Raw genomic sequence first — 18,502 nt, 5'->3', positions numbered from 1 at the left:
CGCATTCGGTGCTGCACTCATTCAAGTGCCGCACCACCTGTGACTGCTGCTTGCATAGCCTTTCCGGATACCCGGTGCAGCTATGCAAGACTGCGTCCAGCGGATATTCCGCGGTGAGTCTTGCATGCAAGGCTCACGACGGGCCATTCCGCCGTGGTTTCTTATTGTCTTAACGCTTCTTGCGGTTGGCGATGTGGATGGCGCCGCCATTCACTGCCAGAGCAGCTTCGTGCAAGGCTTCAGACAGGGTCGGATGGGAGAAAACCATCATGCCCAGGTCTTCAGCGCTGGTGCCGAATTCCATACCGATTGCGCCCTGCTGAACCAGCTCGGCAGCGCTTGGGCCAATCACGTGGACGCCCAGTACGCGGTCTGTCTTGGCATCTGCGATGACCTTGACGAAACCACCGGTATCGTTGGCAGCCATGGCACGGCCAGAGGCTGCGAACGGGAAGGTGCCGACGTTAACTTCAACGCCTTCAGCTTTCAAGGCCTGCTCGGTTTTACCCACCCACGCGATTTCCGGGTGAGTATAAATAACCGAAGGGATCAAATCATAGTTCATCTGAGCCTTGTGGCCCTTGATGCGCTCGACAACCATGATGCCTTCTTCCGACGCCTTGTGCGCCAGCATCATGCCGCGAACCACGTCACCGATGGCGTAGACGCCCGGTACAGTGGTAGCGCAGTGATCGTCAACGTGCACGAAACCGCGCTCGTCCAGGGTCACGCCGCAGTCGGCAGCCAGCAGATCAGTGGTCACCGGACGGCGACCAACGGCTACGATCAGCTTATCGAAAGTGATGTTCTGTTCGCCGTTGGCATCGGTGTAGTTCACAACGACTTCGTCGCCGTTCACTTTGGAGCCGGTCACGCGAGCGCCCAGCTTGATGTCCAGGCCCTGTTTGGTCAGGGTTTTCAGCGCTTCCTTGGAAACAGCGGCATCAGCTGCCATCAGGAAAGTGTCCAGGGCTTCCAGGACAGTCACTTCTGCACCCAGACGCGACCAGACCGAACCCAGTTCCAGACCGATTACGCCAGCGCCGATCACGCCCAGCCGCTTAGGCACGGTCTGGAATTCCAGAGCGCCAGTCGAATCAACGATCACATTCTGGTCAACAGGAGCCGGTGGAATGTCGATCGGACGCGAACCTGGAGCCAGGATCACGTTCTCGGCCTGGATGATTTCTACCGAGCCGTCCGGCTTGGTGACTTCAACTTGCTTGCCGGCCAGCAGCTTGCCGTGACCTTCAATGGAAGTCACACCGTTGGCTTTGAACAGGGTCGCAACGCCGGAGGTCAGGCCTTTGACGATGGTAGCCTTGCGGCCGACCATTGCTGGCACGTCCATGGTCACGCCAGCGTGGTTGATACCGTGGATCGCGAAACCTTCTTTGGCTTCCTTGTACTTCCAGGAGCTGTCCAGCAGCGCCTTGGATGGAATGCAGCCGACGTTCAGGCAAGTACCGCCCAGAGCCAGTTTGCCTTCCTTGTCGGTGTACTTCTCGATGCAGGCAGTGCTGAGGCCCAGTTGGGCGGCCTTGATGGCAGCCACATAGCCGCCAGGGCCAGCGCCGATCACTACTACGTCAAATTTCTGCGACATTCAAAAAATCCTCTTTTGCGAAAAGCTTCAAGCCGCAAGCTGCAAGCCAAGCTGCGGGTTTTCCGACAGCTCGAGCCTGCAGCTCATGGCTGCTTCTATCAGATATCCAGCAACAGACGAGCCGGATCTTCCAGCAGGTTCTTGATGGTCACCAGGAAGGTCACAGCTTCTTTGCCATCGATCAGACGGTGATCGTAGGACAGAGCCAGGTACATCATCGGACGGATAACGACCTGGCCATTGATGGCCATAGGACGCTGGATGATGTTGTGCATGCCCAGGATGGCCGCTTGTGGCGGGTTGACGATCGGGGTCGACATCATCGAACCGAAAGTACCACCGTTAGTGATGGTGAAAGTACCACCGGTCATTTCGTCCATCGACAGTTTGCCGTCGCGGGCTTTCTTGCCGAAGGTGGCGATGCCGCCTTCGATTTCAGCCAGGCTCATCAGTTCGGCGTTACGCAGAACCGGTACAACCAGGCCGCGATCGCTGGAAACTGCAACGCCGACGTCAGCGTAGCCGTGGTAAACGATGTCGCCGCCGTCGATCGAAGCGTTGACAGCCGGGAAGCGTTTCAGCGCTTCGGTGGCCGCTTTCACGAAGAACGACATGAAGCCCAGGCGCACGCCGTTGTGGGACTTCTCGAACAGGTCCTTGTACTTCGAACGCAGGGCCATGACTTCAGTCATGTCGACTTCGTTGAAAGTGGTCAGCATCGCCATGTTCGATTGCGCTTCAACCAGACGCTTGGCCACAGTGGCACGAACGCGGGTCATCGGTACGCGCTTCTCGATGCGGTCGCCGGCGGCGAACACAGGAGCGGCAGCCGAAGGAGCAGCAGCCTTGGCAGGCGCGGCAGCCGGAGCGGCTTTCTTGGCAGCAACAGCTGCAACCACGTCTTCCTTGGTTACACGACCGCCTTTGCCAGTGCCGGCAACGGAAGCGATGTTGATGCCGTTTTCTTCAGCCAGCTTGCGAGCAGCCGGTGCAGCAACAGGATCGTCTTCGCCTTCGGCAGCTGGAGCAGCAGTTTGTGCAGCGGCCGGAGCAGCAGCGGCAGCCGGGGCAGCAGCAGCGCTGCCCGCTTCGATGGAGCCCAGGACTTCGTCGGACAGAACGGTGTCGCCTTCGTTCTTGACGATAGCGCCCAGCACGCCATCAGCAGTGGCCAACACTTCCAGGACAACCTTGTCGGTTTCGATGTCGACGATCAGGTCATCACGCTTTACAGCGTCGCCCGGTTGTTTGTGCCAGGTGGCAACGGTGCCATCGGCAACCGATTCCGGGAAAGTGGGGGCTTTGATTTCGATAGCCATTATCTGTGGGTCCTTAAATTCGGTTTCAGGTGCGCGAAGGCGTTAAACAGTAAAGGCGTCTTGCAGCAGTTTTTCCTGCTGCTCAGCGTGCATCGATGCATAACCGCATGCCGGTGCAGCAGAAGCCTCACGGCCCGCGTACTCAAGTACGAGAGACTTGTCGAGGTTGCTGATGCTGCGACGCATGTGGTGTTGGCTGCAGTACCACGCACCCTGGTTCATCGGCTCTTCCTGACACCAAACGGCAGCTTTGACGTTGGTATAAGGAGCCAGGACTTCTTTCAAGTCGTCCTCAGGGAATGGGTACAGCTGCTCGATACGCACGATGGCGATATCGTCACGGCCTTCGGCACGGCGTTTTTCCAGCAGGTCGTAGTAGACCTTGCCGCTACACAGAACAACGCGCTCGACCTTTTTCGGGTCCAGGGCATCGATTTCCGGGATAACGGTCTGGAACGAACCTTCGGCCAGATCTTCCAGGGTCGAAATGGCCAGCTTGTGACGCAACAACGACTTCGGAGTCAGAACGATCAACGGCTTGCGCAGCGGGCGAATCACCTGACGACGCAGCAAATGGTAGATCTGAGCCGGCGTAGTCGGTACCGCGACCTGAATGTTGTGCTCGGCGCACAGTTGCAGGTAACGCTCCAGACGAGCCGACGAGTGCTCCGGACCCTGACCTTCATAACCGTGCGGCAGCAGCATGGTCAGACCGCACAGACGGCCCCACTTGTGCTCGCCACTGGTGATGAACTGGTCGATAACCACCTGGGCACCGTTGGCGAAGTCGCCGAACTGGGCTTCCCAGATAACCAGCGCATCCGGCGTGGTGGTCGAATAGCCGTATTCGAACGCCAGCACCGCTTCTTCGGACAGGAACGAGTCGTACAGGTCAAAGCGTGGCTGACCGTCGTACAGGTTCTGCAACGGGATGTAGGTTCCCGCGTCTTTCTGGTTGTGCAGCACAGCATGACGGTGCGAGAACGTACCGCGGCCGATGTCCTGGCCGGTCATGCGGATCGGGTGACCTTCGAACGCCAGGGTCGCGTACGCCATGGTTTCGGCGTAACCCCAGTTGATCGGCAGGCCGCCGGCTTGCATCTTCTGACGGTCTTCGTAGATCTTCGCAACCTGGCGCTGAACCACGAAGCCTTCCGGGATTTCCAGCAGCTTGGCGGACAGTTCCTGCAAGGTCTTGAGGTCGAAACGAGTGTCGTGACGCGCAGTCCAGGCGTGGCCCAGATACGGACGCCAGTCCACGAACAACTCTTTGTTCGGCTCTTTGACCAGGCTTTTCACTACGTGCAGGCCGTTGTCCAGCGCGTTGCGGTATTCGTCGACTTTCGCCTGAACACGCTCTGCGTCGAGCACACCGCCCTGGGTCAGACGATCGGCATACAGCTCACGGGTGGTGCGCTGCTTGGTGATCTGCTGATACATGATCGGCTGGGTGCCGCTTGGCTCGTCGGCCTCGTTGTGGCCGCGACGACGGTAGCAGACCAGGTCGATCACCACGTCACGCTTGAACTGCATGCGGTAGTCGATGGCCAGCTGGGTCACGAACAATACGGCTTCCGGATCATCACCATTCACATGGAGGATCGGCGCCTGGATCATTTTCGCAACGTCGGTCGCGTACTCGGTGGAACGCGAGTCCAGCGGGTTGCTGATGGTGAAACCAACCTGGTTGTTGATCACGATGTGCACGGTACCGCCGGTCTTGAAACCGCGGGTCTGCGACATCTGGAAGGTTTCCATCACCACGCCCTGACCTGCGAAAGCAGCGTCACCGTGGATGGAGATCGGCAGGACTTTCTCACCGGTCGGGTCGTTACGACGATCCTGACGGGCGCGAACCGAACCCTCGACAACCGGCGAAACGATTTCCAGGTGGGACGGGTTGAACGCCATGGCCAGGTGAACTTCACCGCCAGTGGTCATCACGTTGGACGAGAAGCCCTGGTGGTACTTAACGTCACCGGAACCCAGCTCGACCTTCTTCTTGCCTTCGAACTCGTCGAACAACTCGCGCGGGTTCTTGCCGAAGGTGTTGACCAGCACGTTCAGCCGGCCACGGTGGGCCATGCCGATGACGATTTCCTTGGTGCCGTAGGAACCGGAACGCTGGATCAGCTCGTCGAGCATTGGAATCAGGCTTTCGCCGCCTTCCAGACCGAAACGCTTGGTACCCGGGTATTTGGTGCCCAGGTATTTTTCCAGGCCTTCACCGGCGGTCACGCGCTCAAGCAAGTGGCTCTTGATGTCGGCGGAGTACGTCGGGCGGCCGCGCACGCTTTCCAGACGCTGCTGGAACCACTGGCGCTGCTCGGAATCGGTGATGTGCGTAAATTCAGCGCCGATGGTGCGGCAATATGTCTGCTGCAACGCTTCGTGAATTTCGCGTAGGCTCGCTTCCTCTTTGCCGATGAACAGGTCGCCGGCACGGAAGGTCGTATCAAGATCGGCATTGGTCAAGCCGTAATGATTGATCGACAGGTCTGCAGGTGCAGGACGCTGCCACAGCCCCAGCGGGTCAAGCTGGGCTGCCTGGTGGCCACGCATACGGTAGGCCTGGATCAATCGCAGCACTTCAACTTGCTTCTTCTCGTGCTCACTGCTCACGCTGCCGGCGGAAACCGGTTGGGCGCGGCGCTGGTTCTTTGCCAGCAAGACGAAATGATCGCGAATTGTGGAGTGCGAAACATCGGTGGCAGAGTTGCCGTCAGCAGGCAACTTCTGGAAGTAGGTGCGCCACTCTTCTGGCACAGCGTTAGGGTCGTGCAGGTAGAGCTCGTAGAGCTCTTCCACATAGGCAGCGTTACTACCGGACAGGTAGGCGCTGTTCCACATGCGCTGCATCACGCTTTCTTGCATGCTTGGTCACCCTCGGTTAGGGGAACACCACCGGTGTCGACACCGAGCAAACTTGCAGAAGTCCGAATGCAGCGACCAAAACAAGCCACTAGGATCACACTGATAGTCCGGGTACCAGCCCGGATGCCCCTGCTTGTCTCATTTCTTCAAAATAAGAGCTGCAGCCTTATAAGCTGCTGCTCAGGTTAAAACTACGGCGCCGGTTGAAGCCTGCGCCGTAGCATCTACGGGTACAGCAGTACATCTACAGCAGCTGAATCACACGCCGCTTTGCAGCAACATGTTACGGATGTGACCGATGGCCTTAGTCGGGTTCAGGCCTTTCGGACATACGTTGACGCAGTTCATGATCCCGCGGCAGCGGAATACGCTGAACGGGTCATCCAGCGAAGCCAGTCGCTCGGTCGTCTTGGTGTCACGGCTGTCTGCCAGGAAGCGGTACGCTTGCAGCAGTGCGGCCGGGCCCAGGAACTTGTCCGGGTTCCACCAGAAGGACGGGCAAGAGGTCGAGCAGCAAGCGCACAAGATGCACTCGTACAGACCGTCGAGCTTTTCACGCTCTTCAGGGGACTGCAGACGCTCGATGGCCGGAGCCGGCGTGTCGTTCTGCAGGAATGGCTTAACCTTCTCGTATTGCTTGTAGAAGATGCTCATATCGACGACCAGGTCACGGATAACCGGCAAACCTGGCAGCGGACGAACGATCAACTTGTTACCTTTTACAACAGCAGACAGCGGCGTGACGCAGGCCAGGCCGTTCTTGCCGTTGATGTTCATGCCGTCGGAACCACAAACGCCTTCACGGCAAGAGCGACGATAGGAGAAACCTTCGTCCTGCTCTTTGATCAGGGCCAGTACGTCCAGCACCATCAGGTCTTTACCACCGGTATCAACCTGGAATTCCTGCATGAACGGCGCGGCGTCCTGATCAGGGTTGTAACGATAAACGCTGACTTGCAACATGGCGGCCACCCTTAATAAGTCCGAATCTTAGGTTCAAAAGTCGGAACAGTCTTCGGCGAGAAGTTCACAGCACGCTTGGTCACGCGCTTGTCACCCGGGAAGTACAGGGTGTGGCACAGCCAGTTTTCGTCGTCACGATCTTCGAAGTCTTCACGGGCGTGAGCACCGCGGGACTCTTTACGTACTTCTGCAGCGATGGCGGTGGCTTCGGCCACTTCCAGCAGGTTTTGCAGTTCCAGAGCTTCGATACGCGCAGTGTTGAACGCTTGCGACTTATCGTTGATCTTGACGTTGGCGATGCGCTTGCGCAGATCAGCCAGCTGGGCGATACCCTTCTGCATGTATTCGCCGGTACGGAATACACCGAAGTAGTTCTGCATGCAGTTTTGCAGTTCGCGACGCAGGGAGGCCACGTCTTCGCCTTCGGTACGCTCGTTCAGAGCGGACAGACGCGCCAGGGCAGCTTCGATGTTGGCGTCGGTGGCGTCATCGTATTCGATGCCGTCGGTCAGGGCTTTTTCCAGGTGCAGGCCGGCAGCGCGACCGAATACCACCAGGTCGAGCAGCGAGTTGCCGCCCAGACGGTTGGCACCGTGAACCGATACGCAAGCCACTTCGCCCACTGCGAACAAGCCAGGGATGATGGCATCAACGCCGTCAGCGTCCTGGGTGATCGCCTGGCCATGAATGTTGGTGGCAACGCCGCCCATCATATAGTGGCAAGTCGGAACAACCGGAACCGGAGCAACCACCGGGTCAACGTGTGCGAAAGTCTTCGACAGTTCGCAGATGCCTGGCAGACGGCTGTGCAGCACTTCCTCGCCCAAGTGGTCGAGTTTTAGCATCACGTGGTCGCCATTCGGACCGCAACCGTTGCCGGCGATGATTTCCTTAACCATCGAACGGGCAACCACGTCACGACCGGCAAGGTCTTTGGCGTTCGGAGCGTAACGCTCCATGAAACGCTCGCCGTGCTTGTTGATCAGGTAACCACCTTCACCACGGCAACCTTCTGTAACCAGTACACCGGCGCCGGCGATGCCGGTTGGGTGGAACTGCCACATTTCGATGTCTTGTACCGGTACGCCGGCACGCAGTGCCATACCAACGCCGTCACCGGTGTTGATCAGGGCATTGGTGGTCGATGCGTAGATACGACCTGCACCGCCAGTAGCCAGAACGGTAGCCTTGGCACGGATGTAGGTGGTTTCGCCGGTTTCGATGCAGATGGCGATCACGCCGACGAACTCGCCTTGCGAGTTCTTCACCAGATCGACAGCGTAGTACTCGTTCAGGAACGTGGTACCGGCTTTCAGGTTGCCCTGATAAAGGGTGTGCAGCAGCGCGTGACCGGTACGGTCGGATGCCGCGCAAGTACGCGCAGCCTGGCCGCCTTTACCGTAGTCCTTGGACTGACCGCCGAACGGACGCTGATAGATGCGGCCTTGTTCGGTACGGGAGAAAGGCAGACCCATGTGGTCCAGTTCGAAAACTGCGGCCGGGCCTTCCTGACACATGTATTCGATAGCGTCCTGGTCACCGATGTAGTCGGAACCCTTGACGGTATCGTACATGTGCCAGCGCCAGTCATCGTTCGGGTCAGCCGACGCGATGGCGCAGGTGATGCCACCCTGGGCGGATACAGTGTGCGAACGGGTCGGGAAAACCTTGGTGATCACGGCAGTCTTGTGACCGCCCTGCGCCAGTTGCAGCGCTGCGCGCATGCCGGCACCGCCACCACCAATAATGATGGCGTCGAAAGAAATCGTTGGAATGTTAGCCATGAATCAGATACCCCAGAGAATCTGCACACCCCAGACGAAGTAAGCGAACATCGCAACGCCGCATACTGCCTGGAAAAGGAAACGTACTGCAGTCGCGGACTTGCCCAGCGCCATCGGCGTCAGGTAGTCGGTCGCGATGGTCCACATGCCGACCCAGGCGTGAGCGCCCAGGGCCACAAGGGCCAGCAGACTGAAGATACGCATCCCGTTGTGGGCGAACAGGCCGTGCCATTGGTCGTAGCCAATGCCCGGGTTCGCAGCGAGGTATCCGATCAGGAAAATGAAATAAGCCGCGAGAACGACCGCAGACACACGTTGCGCCATCCAGTCATACAGACCGGAACGCGAAAGGTTCGTAACGCTGGTTACCATATCCAAACTCCTGCCAGAACGATCAACACCACGGAAACGGCGATGATAATTTTCGAGCCCAGGCGGCCGCCTTCCAGCGTCTCACCGATGCCCATATCCATGATCAAGTGGCGCACACCGGCTACCAGGTGATACAGAAGAGCGGACAGGAGGCCCCATGCTACGAACTTGGCCAGCGGACTGGTCAAGCATGCCTTCACGTCGGCAAAACCTTCCTCGGAACCCAAAGACTTGCCCAATGCATAAAGCATGAAGCCAAGGCCCAGGAAGAGGATGATGCCGGAAACACGGTGAAGAAACGACGTAACGCCGGTGATGGGGAGTTTGATGGTCCTTAGGTCTAGGTTTACAGGTCGTTGGCTTTTCACGGCTTTTTTTTCACACTGAAGAGCCCCTAACAATCAGGGCAAAGTTGTTGGGGAGTGCACTGGTCAGGTAACCACCACCCAGGGATGCGACCCCCAATAAAGCAGGCCCAAAAGCCCTTGGCGGTCGGTGGCCGAGTATAGACAGTTAGGCTACTAATGACAACGCAAAGACCTAACCCAAACAGCTGATTGCGCAACTGACATAAAAGGCGTAAATGGCTGGCAATTTCGAGAAAAAAGTACGGTTAAAGCCTTCTGGAGCAAGACTTTAGGCAAATTGACATTCGAATTTATCTCACTATAGTGGTGCGGGCCCTGCGTGGGGGGTCTGTCTGATGATTTCAAGCATAAATAGGAGGCCACATGGCTGACAAAAAAGCGCAGTTGATCATCGAGGGCGCAGCCCCCGTCGAGCTGCCCATTTTAACCGGCACCGTTGGTCCCGATGTTATCGATGTTCGGGGCCTGACGGCCACGGGCCGCTTCACCTTTGACCCTGGTTTCATGTCGACCGCCTCTTGCGAGTCGAAAATCACCTATATCGACGGCGACAACGGCATTCTGTTGCACCGCGGCTACCCGATCGAACAGCTGGCTGAAAAGTCGGACTACCTGGAAACCTGCTATCTGCTGCTCAACGGCGAACTGCCGACCGCAGAACAGAAGGCCCAGTTCGTCAGCACCGTTAAGAACCACACCATGGTTCACGAGCAGCTGAAGACCTTCTTCAACGGCTTCCGTCGCGACGCCCACCCGATGGCCGTCATGTGCGGCGTCGTCGGCGCCCTGTCGGCGTTCTACCACGACTCCCTCGACATCAATAACCCGCAGCATCGCGAAATCTCCGCGATCCGTCTGGTTGCCAAGATGCCGACCCTGGCAGCGATGGTTTACAAGTACTCCATGGGTCAACCCATGATGTACCCGCGCAACGACCTGACGTACGCGGAAAACTTCCTGCACATGATGTTCAACACCCCGTGCGAGATCAAACCGATCAGCCCGGTACTCGCCAAGGCCATGGACCGGATCTTCATCCTCCATGCCGACCACGAGCAGAACGCATCGACTTCGACCGTACGCCTGGCAGGCTCCTCGGGCGCCAACCCGTTCGCCTGTATCGCCGCCGGCATCGCTGCACTGTGGGGCCCTGCCCACGGCGGCGCCAACGAAGCCGTTCTGACCATGCTCGATGAAATTGGCGATGTTTCGAACATCGACAAGTACATCGCCAAGGCCAAGGACAAGAACGATCCGTTCAAACTGATGGGCTTCGGTCACCGCGTTTACAAAAACCGCGACCCACGCGCAACAGTCATGAAGCAGACCTGCGACGAAGTGTTGAAGGAACTGGGCATCCAGAACGATCCGCAACTCGAACTGGCCATGCGCCTGGAAGAGATCGCCCTGACCGACCCGTACTTCATCGAACGCTCGCTGTACCCGAACGTCGACTTCTACTCGGGGATCATCCTCAAGGCGATCGGCATTCCAACCAGCATGTTCACCGTGATCTTCGCCTTGGCGCGGACCGTTGGCTGGATCTCCCACTGGAAAGAAATGCTCTCCAGCCCGTACAAGATTGGCCGTCCACGCCAGCTGTACACCGGCTACGAGTCGCGTGATATCTCCAAGCTGGAAGACCGCAAGTAAGAGCTCTCTTGCTATAGCGTGTTGAGTTGCACCGGAAACGGCCTCCTGCTTTATATAAAGAGCAGGAGGCCGTTTTTGTTTGTGCCGCTTTTAACGATCAAAAGATCGCAGCCTTCGGCAGCTCCTACAGAGGATACGCATTCCCCCCTGTAGGAGCTGCCGAAGGCTGCGATCTTTTGATCTTGCTGTTGCTTTGGCTTTTACTCCACTCACCACCATTCCCGACAAGCCGGCCCCCTACAGATAGATAAAGGGCGATCAGCGGACAAAAAAATGCCCCGATCTCTCGACCGGGGCACCTCGTACAACTGCGTTACTTATATGGCAGCCTTCGGCAGCTCCTACAGAGGATACGCATTCCCCCCTGTAGGAGCTGCCAAAGGCTGCGATCTTTTGATCTTGCTGTTGCTTTGCCTTTTACTCCACTCACCGCCATTCCCGACAAGCCGGCCCCCCCCTACAGATAGATAAAGGGCGATCAGCGGACAAAAAATGCCCCGATCTCTCGACCGGGGCACCTCGTACAACTGCGTTACTTATATGGCAGCCTTCGGCAGCTCCTACAGAGGATACGCATTCCCCCTGTAGGAGCTGCCGAAGGCTGCGATCTTTTGATCTTGCTGTTGGTTTGGCTTTTACTCCACTCACCGCCATTGCCAACAAGCCGGCCCCCTACAGATATATAAAGGGCGATCAGCGGACAAAAAAATGCCCCGATCTCTCGACCGGGGCATCTCGTAGAACTGCGTTACTTATATAAAAGCATCAAACTTTAGTGCGAAACCGCCCCACTCGCCCCCAGACCGGTCTGCGAACGAACAAACTGCGGGAAGAACAGCGCGCGTTCATTGTCAGCCGCCGTAGACTTGTCAGTAATCGAGAAGAACCAGATACCGACAAAAGCAATGATCATCGAGAACAGCGCTGGATACTCATACGGGAAGATAGCCTTCTCGTGATGCAGGATCTGCACCCAGATGGTTGGCCCAAGGATCATCAAGCCAACAGCGCTGATCAAGCCCAACCAGCCGCCGATCATCGCACCGCGGGTGGTCAGCTTTTTCCAGTACATGGAAAGCAGCAGGACCGGGAAGTTGCAGCTCGCCGCGATGGAGAACGCCAGGCCCACCATGAACGCAATGTTCTGGCTTTCGAACAGAATGCCCAAGCCGATCGCCAGCACCGCCAAAGCGATAGTGGTGATTTTCGAGACGCGAATCTCGTCCTTCTCGTTGGCCTTGCCTTTCTTGATCACGCTGGCGTACAGGTCGTGGGACACCGCCGATGCACCGGCCAGGGTCAGACCGGCAACCACTGCCAGAATGGTCGCGAACGCTACCGCCGAGATGAAGCCCAGGAAGATACTGCCACCCACCGCGTTGGCCAGGTGCACCGCCGCCATGTTGTTACCGCCCAACAGTGCGCCAGCCGCATCTTTGAAGGCCGGGTTGGTGCTGACCAGCAGGATCGCGCCGAAGCCGATGATGAACGTCAGGATGTAGAAGTAACCAATGAAGCCGGTTGCGTACAGCACGCTCTTGCGAGCTTCTTTTGCGTCACTCACGGTGAAGAAGCGCATCAGAATGTGCGGCAGGCCAGCGGTACCGAACATCAGTGCCAGACCCAGGGAGAACGCCGAGATCGGATCTTTCACCAGGCCGCCCGGGCTCATGATCGCTTCACCTTTCGGGTGAACCTTGATCGCTTCGGAGAACAGCATGTTGAAGTCGAAGTTGACGTGCTTCATCACCATCAGCGCCATGAAGGAGGCACCGGACAGCAGCAGCACTGCCTTGATGATCTGCACCCAGGTGGTCGCCAGCATGCCGCCGAACAACACGTACATGCACATCAGGATACCGACCAGGATCACTGCAACGTGGTAATCGAGACCGAACAGCAGCTGGATCAGCTTGCCGGCACCGACCATTTGCGCGATCAGGTAGAACGCCACCACCACCAGCGAACCGCAAGCGGACAGCGAGCGAATCTGGGTTTGGCCCAGGCGATAGGACGCCACGTCGGCAAAGGTGTATTTACCCAGGTTACGCAGGCGCTCGGCGATCAGAAACAGAATGATCGGCCAGCCCACCAGGAAGCCGATCGAATAGATCAGCCCATCGTAGCCGGAGGTGAACACCAGCGCGGAAATACCCAGGAAGGAAGCTGCCGACATGTAGTCACCGGCAATCGCCAGACCGTTCTGGAAACCGGTGATCTTGCCGCCAGCGGCGTAGTAGTCGGAGGCCGAGTTGTTTTTCTTGGACGCCCAGTACGTGATGTACAACGTTGCGCCGACGAACGCCACGAACATAAGGATTGCGGCGACGTTCAGCGGTTGTTTCTGCACGGCGCCGGTCAGGGCGTCAGCCGCCCAGGCGCCCGGTGCGAAGGCTGCGATGCTCAATAGAGCCATTAGACGCCGGATCATTGCTGAGCCTCCTTGAGAATCGCATTGTTCAGGTCGTCGAATTCGCCGTTGGCGCGTCGTACGTAAATGCCGGTCAGGATGAAGGCCGAAAGGATCAGCCCGACACCGATCGGTATGCCCCAGGTAATCGATGACTCAGGGCTGAGTTTCGCCCCCAGCACATGCGGCCCGTAAGCAATCAAAAGGATGAATCCGGAGTAAAGCCCTAGCATGATCGCCGAAAGAATCCAGGCGAATCGTTCCCTCTTGCTAACCAGCTCCTTGAAGCGCGGGCTGTTTTGAATCGAGAGGTAAATGCTGTCGTTCATTGTTTTTATCCTCGCAGCACAGATTTAGTTGGAACGGTATCCACTCTATGCGGCTGCGGGGCAGGTTCCAGACGACCTTAGTCTTAGAACCCTATGACATATTCGCCAATTATCAGCAGGAAACAATTTCCCGGCCATCAACATGACTGTAGGAGCTGCCGAAGGCTGCGATCTTTTGATTTTGCTTTTAAAGCGAGATCAAAAAATCGCAGCCTTCGGCAGCTCCTACAGGGTAAATCGACCATCTATTAAATATGCAGGCCTGTTCTCAGATTACTTGACCCAGTCAGCCACGCGCTCCGGGTGCTTGGCTACCCAGTCTTTCGCTGCGGCTTCAGGCTTGGCGCCTTCCTGAATTGCCAGCATGACTTCGCCGATTTCGTCTTTCGAAGCCCACTGGAAGTTCTTCAGGAACTTGGCCACTTCCGGTGCCTTGGTTGCCAGCTCTTTGCTGCCGATACTGTTCACGGTTTCAGCCGCGCCATACACGCCTTTCGGGTCTTCGAGGAAACGCAGTTTCCACTTCGCGAACATCCAGTGCGGCACCCAACCGGTCACGGCAATGGATTCGTTTTTCTTCTCGGCACGGGTCAGCTCGGCGATCATGCCTGCGCCGGAACTGGCCTTGAGCTGGTAGCCGGTCAGGTCGTAGTCCTTGATGGCCTGCTCGGTTTTCAGCATCACGCCTGAACCGGCGTCGATGCCGACGATGCGTTTTTTGAAGCTGTCATCGGTTTTCAGGTCTTCAAGCGACTTGGCCTTGACGTAGTCCGGCACGATCAAGCCGATCTTGGCGTCCTTGAAGTTCGGGCCGTAGTCGACAACCTGATCCTTGTTCTTGGTCCAGTAGTCGCCGTGGGTCACTGGCAGCCAGGCCGACAGCATGGCGTCGAGTTTGCCGGTGGCCACGCCTTGCCACATGATCCCGGTCGCGACGGCTTGCAGCTTCACGTCGTATCCGAGTTTCTGCTTGATCACTTCAGCCGCCACGTGAGTGGTGGCAACGCTATCTGACCAGCCGTCAACGTAACCGATGCTCAGGGTCTTGCTCTCGGCATTGGCGAATGTGGAGCCAATCGCAAGTACCAGTGCGGCACCTGCGCCTAAAAGTCGTCGCATCTTCATCGTTACTTCCCCGAAAGTGCTGCGCTCGACGGGTGCCGAGTCGCGTCAACGTTTTATTATGGTGCACAGCGCCCCCTTCACGCCCCACCTCAAACTCGATCATCAGCGCGATTTATCAACGAGGGTACTGACGCTTCCGATAATCAACCTGACGTCATCAACGACCTGCTCTGCCAGCGACCTCAAGGCATCGAGAAACGACATCACAACGCCATTAATCTCGAGCACCGCTGGCGCTCCGGCCAATCCGCCCGAACTTTGCATGTCAAAATTATGCGAGCCACCAAGCACGCGACAAATGCAGGTAACATGCGCCGCTTTGCTCCCAGACGGCCTGATCATGCCCGCGACATCCCGCTTTCCTTTTTTTGCTTATCTATTCGCCTGCCTGTTGGGGCTTTTTGCCCTTTGCGGCTTCTGGTACGGCATCGGCAAACCGGTGACCCTGCCGGACGTGGCCAGCGCGACGCACAAGCTTCAATGTGCCTCCTACACCCCGTTCGACAAAGACCAATCGCCGTTCGACGTGCCGTTCAATCTGCGCCCCGAGCGCATGGACGCGGACCTCGCGCTGCTGTCGAAAAGCTTCGAATGCATCCGCACCTATTCCATGACCGGTCTTGAAGCCCTGCCCGATCTGGCGCGCAAGCACGGCCTGAAGTTGATGATCGGCGCCTGGGTCAACAGCAACCCGGTGGACACCGAAAAAGAAGTCGATCTGCTGATTGCTTCGGCCAACGCCAACCCCGATGTGGTGACCGCCGTGATCGTCGGCAACGAAACCCTGCTGCGCAAAGAGGTTACCGGCGCACAACTGGCCCGGCTGATCAGCAAGGTCAAAAGCCAGGTCAAGCAGCCCGTAACCTACGCCGACGTTTGGGAGTTCTGGCTAAAGCACCCGGAAATCGCCCCGGCCGTGGACTTCCTGACCATTCACTTGTTGCCGTATTGGGAAGACGATCCATCGAACATCGATGCTGCGCTGCAACACGTCGCCGAAGTGCGTCAGGTGTTCGGCAACAAGTTCGCGCCCAAAGACGTAATGATTGGCGAAACCGGCTGGCCGAGCGAAGGTCGTCAGCGTGAAACCGCCCTGCCGAGCCGCGTCAACGAAGCCAAGTTCATTCGCGGTTTTGTCACCATGGCCGAGCAACAAGGCTGGCACTACAACCTGATCGAAGCGTTTGACCAACCGTGGAAGCGCGCCAGCGAAGGTGCGGTAGGTGGTTACTGGGGACTGTTCGATGCCGACCGCCAAGACAAAGGTGTACTGGCAGGTCCCGTGTCGAACGTACCGTTCTGGTCGCAGTGGCTGGTGGTGGGCGGCTTGATTTTCCTCGGCACGCTTTTGCTCGGCGGCCGCGTTCGCAGCACCCGCGCCGCGCTGGTGCTGCCGTTGTTTGCCGCCGTGGCTGCATGCTCCCTCGGCGTGTGGGGCGACCTTGCCCGCGTCACCACGCGCTTTACCAGTGAATGGTTGTGGGTGGCATTGCTGACGGCGCTGAACCTGTTGGTGCTGATGCACGCCGCGCTGACATTGAGCCCTCGCACGGGATGGCGCGCGCAGGCTTTCAATGCGCTGGAGCGTCGAGCAGGCTGGCTGGTGGCCGTGATCGGGTTTGCCGCCGCGGTGAGCATGCTGGAACTGGTGTTCGATCCGCGTTATCGCAGCTTCCCGAGCGTGGCGTTCATCGTACCGGCGCTGGTGTATCTGTGCCGCCCGGTGAACGTACCGCGTCGGGAAATTGCGCTGCTGACCTTCATCATCGGAGCCGGTATTGCGCCGCAGTTGTTCCGTGAAGGGCTGCAGAACCAGCAGGCTTGGGGCTGGGCGTTGGTGAGTGTGTTGATGGTGGCGGCGTTGTGGCGGTGTTTGCGGGTTCGCATGAAGTAATCGCCATTTAGACCGAGGAAAAATAACCGGCCCCACGCTCTATTGGGGCTGCGTTATTCCCATCGAATTCTGGAGATCAGCTCTCTTGTAGCCGCCTCATGGGCAGGATATTTTCTTACATGAACACCCGTTGCCACTAGAAGCTTGACGTCTGCCTGCCGTAACCGCTCTATCGCCTCTGGCTGTTGCGAATGGAAGTATTGCTTCTGCACCCCGGGATCGTTTTTAAACCCGTCTTCCGCAAACAAATCCTGTTCAGAATAGTTCTTGGATTTTGCGAACCGGGCTATAGCCGGAGGCTCATCCGCCGTCTTAATCGCCTTATATTCTTTACCAATCTGACGCAGCTTTACCTCATCAGCCGCTTCATCAATCAAGGCATTTAAAGGGCTGGGTCGAGGTGTGCGCTTGGGAACTTCAGACGTCGATGCACTGTGAGGCCTACTCATTGCACTCTTCTTCATTGCACTAAGTCCTTTGCCAATCTGCCGAAATGTAGAAATTGGCGCATACACTAGCCGCGAAAGCCCAGGCGCAATTAATGCAATCCCACCCGTCGGATCCATCTTATTAACGGGGTCTCCCATACAGTACGCATACGCATTCACCCCACCCTTCCCAAACGGACTCAAACTGTCCGGGCTGTTAAACCGCATCAACACCGGATTGAACGCACGATACCCATTCCCAAGCAAATAATGCCCGGTCACCGGATCCCTCCGCTGGCCATTGAAGCCCAAGAGACTGCTCAAACCACTTTCAGGAGAGCGATGTCCGTAAGGACAAAAGACCGATGGCTGATGCTCACCATTGATAAGGGAATGCAGAACTGAACGTTTAAAATCCGTGGCAAGCAACAATGAATCAACCCTGCCCTCCTGGCTCAGTTGCTGCGCCAATGGTTGATCCTCATGCTCCAGGATCGAGTACTGAACCGGACCCTGAATTTCAGTAGCCAAGCGATCTTTTCGATAAAAGCGCTGAATGCTCTCCTGATTCAGCAGGTCACAACCCACGATCTTGTCTTGTGGATCGTAGCGATACTGGCAAAGCAACGTGTCTCGCTGGATGGTCATGGACGTGTTCCGTTTCAGATCCGAAGGGCAGATGACTAGATTCGGATCATTTGGAACGGCCGTCTACTATCAGAACTGATAGGGAGGGAGATGGATACTCAGCGCGGCTACAGGCCTCATCGCGAGCAGGCTCGCTCCCACAGTAGATTTGCAGTGAACGCAATTCCTGTGCGACGAAGATCCAATGTGGGAGCGAGCCTGCTCGCGAAAGCTGACTATCAGGCGCTACGAGGCGCCCTGACCAACCGCAACCCCGCAATCACCACCGCAAACACCGCCAGCGTCGTGTTGTACAACGCCAGTGCCGGAAAGCCGAGCGCCAGCGCCAGCACTGCCAGCCACCACCCTGCCCGTCCCGGGATCACGAAGCCGATCACTGCAGCAGCCAGTGCGCCGTATCCCAGAATTTTGAAGTGAATCATCAGCCCCAGGTTTGCACGAACCTGGCATTCCCAGCGACTCGCCTCATCCACGCAAATGCCGACCCACTGCGCATCCTCCATGAAGCCATAACGCGCGCCATAACTGGCGGCCAGCCACAGGGGCAGCAAAACGAGCAGTAGAATCACAGGCAGACGGCGGGACATGAAGCACTCCAATAAACGAAAAACGGCGGCCAGCTTAATCCCCCGCCAGCCTTACGCAAGCGATAACAACTGTTAACTGGTCAATCAATCGCTGCAAAGTGTATCGTCCAGCTACTATTACTTCGAATTAGGCCTGTTTGGT

The 18,502-nt window shown here is 57.5% G+C and carries 14 protein-coding genes; 2 read left to right on the top strand and 12 right to left on the bottom strand.

All coding sequences use genetic code 11. The annotated features are described in order from the left end of the window. Positions 1–169: 169 nt before the first annotated feature. The 7 genes from lpdA to sdhC all read right to left on the bottom strand — a co-directional run bounded on the left by lpdA (position 170) and on the right by sdhC (position 9,286). The gene (gene lpdA, locus KVG88_RS11690) at positions 170–1,606 is read right to left on the bottom strand and encodes a dihydrolipoyl dehydrogenase (RefSeq protein WP_103394793.1); all 1,437 of its coding nucleotides are present in this window, start codon (positions 1,604–1,606) and stop codon (positions 170–172) included. A gap of 98 nt (positions 1,607–1,704) precedes the next feature. Then, positions 1,705–2,925 (bottom strand): 2-oxoglutarate dehydrogenase complex dihydrolipoyllysine-residue succinyltransferase, encoded by a 1,221-nt coding sequence (gene odhB, locus KVG88_RS11685; protein WP_217871402.1) that lies wholly within the window; start codon positions 2,923–2,925, stop codon positions 1,705–1,707. A 42-nt stretch (positions 2,926–2,967) separates the two neighbouring features. Then, positions 2,968–5,799 (bottom strand): 2-oxoglutarate dehydrogenase E1 component, encoded by a 2,832-nt coding sequence (locus KVG88_RS11680; RefSeq protein WP_150702761.1) that lies wholly within the window; start codon positions 5,797–5,799, stop codon positions 2,968–2,970. Between the two features lie 258 nt (positions 5,800–6,057). Continuing rightward, the gene (locus KVG88_RS11675) at positions 6,058–6,762 is read right to left on the bottom strand and encodes a succinate dehydrogenase iron-sulfur subunit (RefSeq protein WP_056852962.1); all 705 of its coding nucleotides are present in this window, start codon (positions 6,760–6,762) and stop codon (positions 6,058–6,060) included. A gap of 11 nt (positions 6,763–6,773) precedes the next feature. After that, the gene (gene sdhA / locus KVG88_RS11670) at positions 6,774–8,546 is read right to left on the bottom strand and encodes a succinate dehydrogenase flavoprotein subunit (protein WP_150702760.1); all 1,773 of its coding nucleotides are present in this window, start codon (positions 8,544–8,546) and stop codon (positions 6,774–6,776) included. 3 nt (positions 8,547–8,549) lie between these two features. Next, positions 8,550–8,918, bottom strand: coding sequence for a succinate dehydrogenase, hydrophobic membrane anchor protein (sdhD, locus tag KVG88_RS11665; protein WP_007977503.1), 369 nt, complete (start codon positions 8,916–8,918; stop codon positions 8,550–8,552). Next, positions 8,912–9,286: a succinate dehydrogenase, cytochrome b556 subunit gene (sdhC, locus tag KVG88_RS11660; RefSeq protein ID WP_056852964.1), complete on the bottom strand. Its 375-nt coding sequence runs from the start codon at positions 9,284–9,286 to the stop codon at positions 8,912–8,914. The genes sdhD and sdhC overlap by 7 nt, the downstream gene beginning before the upstream one ends. A 363-nt stretch (positions 9,287–9,649) precedes the next feature. Here sdhC and gltA point away from each other — a divergent pair, with 363 nt between their 5' ends. After that, positions 9,650–10,939: a citrate synthase gene (gltA, locus tag KVG88_RS11655; protein WP_150702759.1), complete on the top strand. Its 1,290-nt coding sequence runs from the start codon at positions 9,650–9,652 to the stop codon at positions 10,937–10,939. Positions 10,940–11,711: 772 nt separating this feature from the next. On the opposite strand, the gene KVG88_RS11650 is transcribed toward gltA, so the two are convergent. From KVG88_RS11650 to KVG88_RS11640, 3 genes are all read right to left on the bottom strand, one after another. After that, positions 11,712–13,370: a cation acetate symporter gene (locus KVG88_RS11650; RefSeq protein WP_150702758.1), complete on the bottom strand. Its 1,659-nt coding sequence runs from the start codon at positions 13,368–13,370 to the stop codon at positions 11,712–11,714. Then, positions 13,367–13,678: a DUF485 domain-containing protein gene (locus tag KVG88_RS11645; protein ID WP_150702757.1), complete on the bottom strand. Its 312-nt coding sequence runs from the start codon at positions 13,676–13,678 to the stop codon at positions 13,367–13,369. Before KVG88_RS11645 ends, KVG88_RS11650 begins: the two co-directional genes overlap by 4 nt. Before the next feature lie 273 nt (positions 13,679–13,951). Then, positions 13,952–14,803 carry a glycine betaine ABC transporter substrate-binding protein gene (locus KVG88_RS11640; RefSeq protein WP_150702756.1) on the bottom strand — a complete coding sequence of 284 codons (852 nt, stop codon included), beginning with the start codon at positions 14,801–14,803 and terminating at the stop codon, positions 13,952–13,954. A gap of 298 nt (positions 14,804–15,101) precedes the next feature. On the opposite strand from KVG88_RS11640, the gene KVG88_RS11635 reads away from it, so the two are divergent. Further along, positions 15,102–16,697, top strand: a complete 1,596-nt coding sequence (locus KVG88_RS11635) for a glycoside hydrolase family 17 protein (protein ID WP_217871401.1) — start codon at positions 15,102–15,104, stop codon at positions 16,695–16,697. Positions 16,698–16,750: 53 nt separating this feature from the next. On the opposite strand, the gene KVG88_RS11630 is transcribed toward KVG88_RS11635, so the two are convergent. Together KVG88_RS11630 and KVG88_RS11625 are read right to left on the bottom strand one after the other, a co-directional pair. Continuing rightward, a complete protein-coding gene (locus tag KVG88_RS11630) occupies positions 16,751–17,773 on the bottom strand; it encodes an RHS repeat-associated core domain-containing protein (RefSeq protein WP_217871400.1) in 1,023 nt (340 codons plus the stop codon). Between the two features lie 218 nt (positions 17,774–17,991). Beyond that, the gene (locus KVG88_RS11625; protein WP_217871399.1) at positions 17,992–18,360 is read right to left on the bottom strand and encodes a hypothetical protein; all 369 of its coding nucleotides are present in this window, start codon (positions 18,358–18,360) and stop codon (positions 17,992–17,994) included. Positions 18,361–18,502: the final 142 nt, after the last annotated feature.

This window comes from Pseudomonas azerbaijanoccidentalis (genome assembly GCF_019145495.1).
GTDB lineage: Bacteria > Pseudomonadota > Gammaproteobacteria > Pseudomonadales > Pseudomonadaceae > Aquipseudomonas > Aquipseudomonas azerbaijanoccidentalis.
This window is presented reverse-complemented; position numbering and strand designations above follow the sequence as displayed.

Excerpts from the sequence above, each read along its gene's own strand:
- KVG88_RS11675 (WP_056852962.1), bottom strand. The coding sequence starts at position 6,762 with ATGTTGCAAGTCAGCGTTTATCGTTACAACCCTGATCAGGACGCCGCG.
- lpdA (WP_103394793.1), bottom strand. The coding sequence starts at position 1,606 with ATGTCGCAGAAATTTGACGTAGTAGTGATCGGCGCTGGCCCTGGCGGC.
- KVG88_RS11680 (WP_150702761.1), bottom strand. The coding sequence starts at position 5,799 with ATGCAAGAAAGCGTGATGCAGCGCATGTGGAACAGCGCCTACCTGTCC.
- KVG88_RS11650 (WP_150702758.1), bottom strand. The coding sequence starts at position 13,370 with ATGATCCGGCGTCTAATGGCTCTATTGAGCATCGCAGCCTTCGCACCG.
- KVG88_RS11635 (WP_217871401.1), top strand. The coding sequence starts at position 15,102 with ATGCAGGTAACATGCGCCGCTTTGCTCCCAGACGGCCTGATCATGCCC.
- sdhD (WP_007977503.1), bottom strand. The coding sequence starts at position 8,918 with ATGGTAACCAGCGTTACGAACCTTTCGCGTTCCGGTCTGTATGACTGG.
- sdhA (WP_150702760.1), bottom strand. The coding sequence starts at position 8,546 with ATGGCTAACATTCCAACGATTTCTTTCGACGCCATCATTATTGGTGGT.
- KVG88_RS11645 (WP_150702757.1), bottom strand. The coding sequence starts at position 13,678 with ATGAACGACAGCATTTACCTCTCGATTCAAAACAGCCCGCGCTTCAAG.
- KVG88_RS11625 (WP_217871399.1), bottom strand. The coding sequence starts at position 18,360 with ATGTCCCGCCGTCTGCCTGTGATTCTACTGCTCGTTTTGCTGCCCCTG.
- KVG88_RS11630 (WP_217871400.1), bottom strand. The coding sequence starts at position 17,773 with ATGACCATCCAGCGAGACACGTTGCTTTGCCAGTATCGCTACGATCCA.
- odhB (WP_217871402.1), bottom strand. The coding sequence starts at position 2,925 with ATGGCTATCGAAATCAAAGCCCCCACTTTCCCGGAATCGGTTGCCGAT.
- KVG88_RS11640 (WP_150702756.1), bottom strand. The coding sequence starts at position 14,803 with ATGAAGATGCGACGACTTTTAGGCGCAGGTGCCGCACTGGTACTTGCG.
- gltA (WP_150702759.1), top strand. The coding sequence starts at position 9,650 with ATGGCTGACAAAAAAGCGCAGTTGATCATCGAGGGCGCAGCCCCCGTC.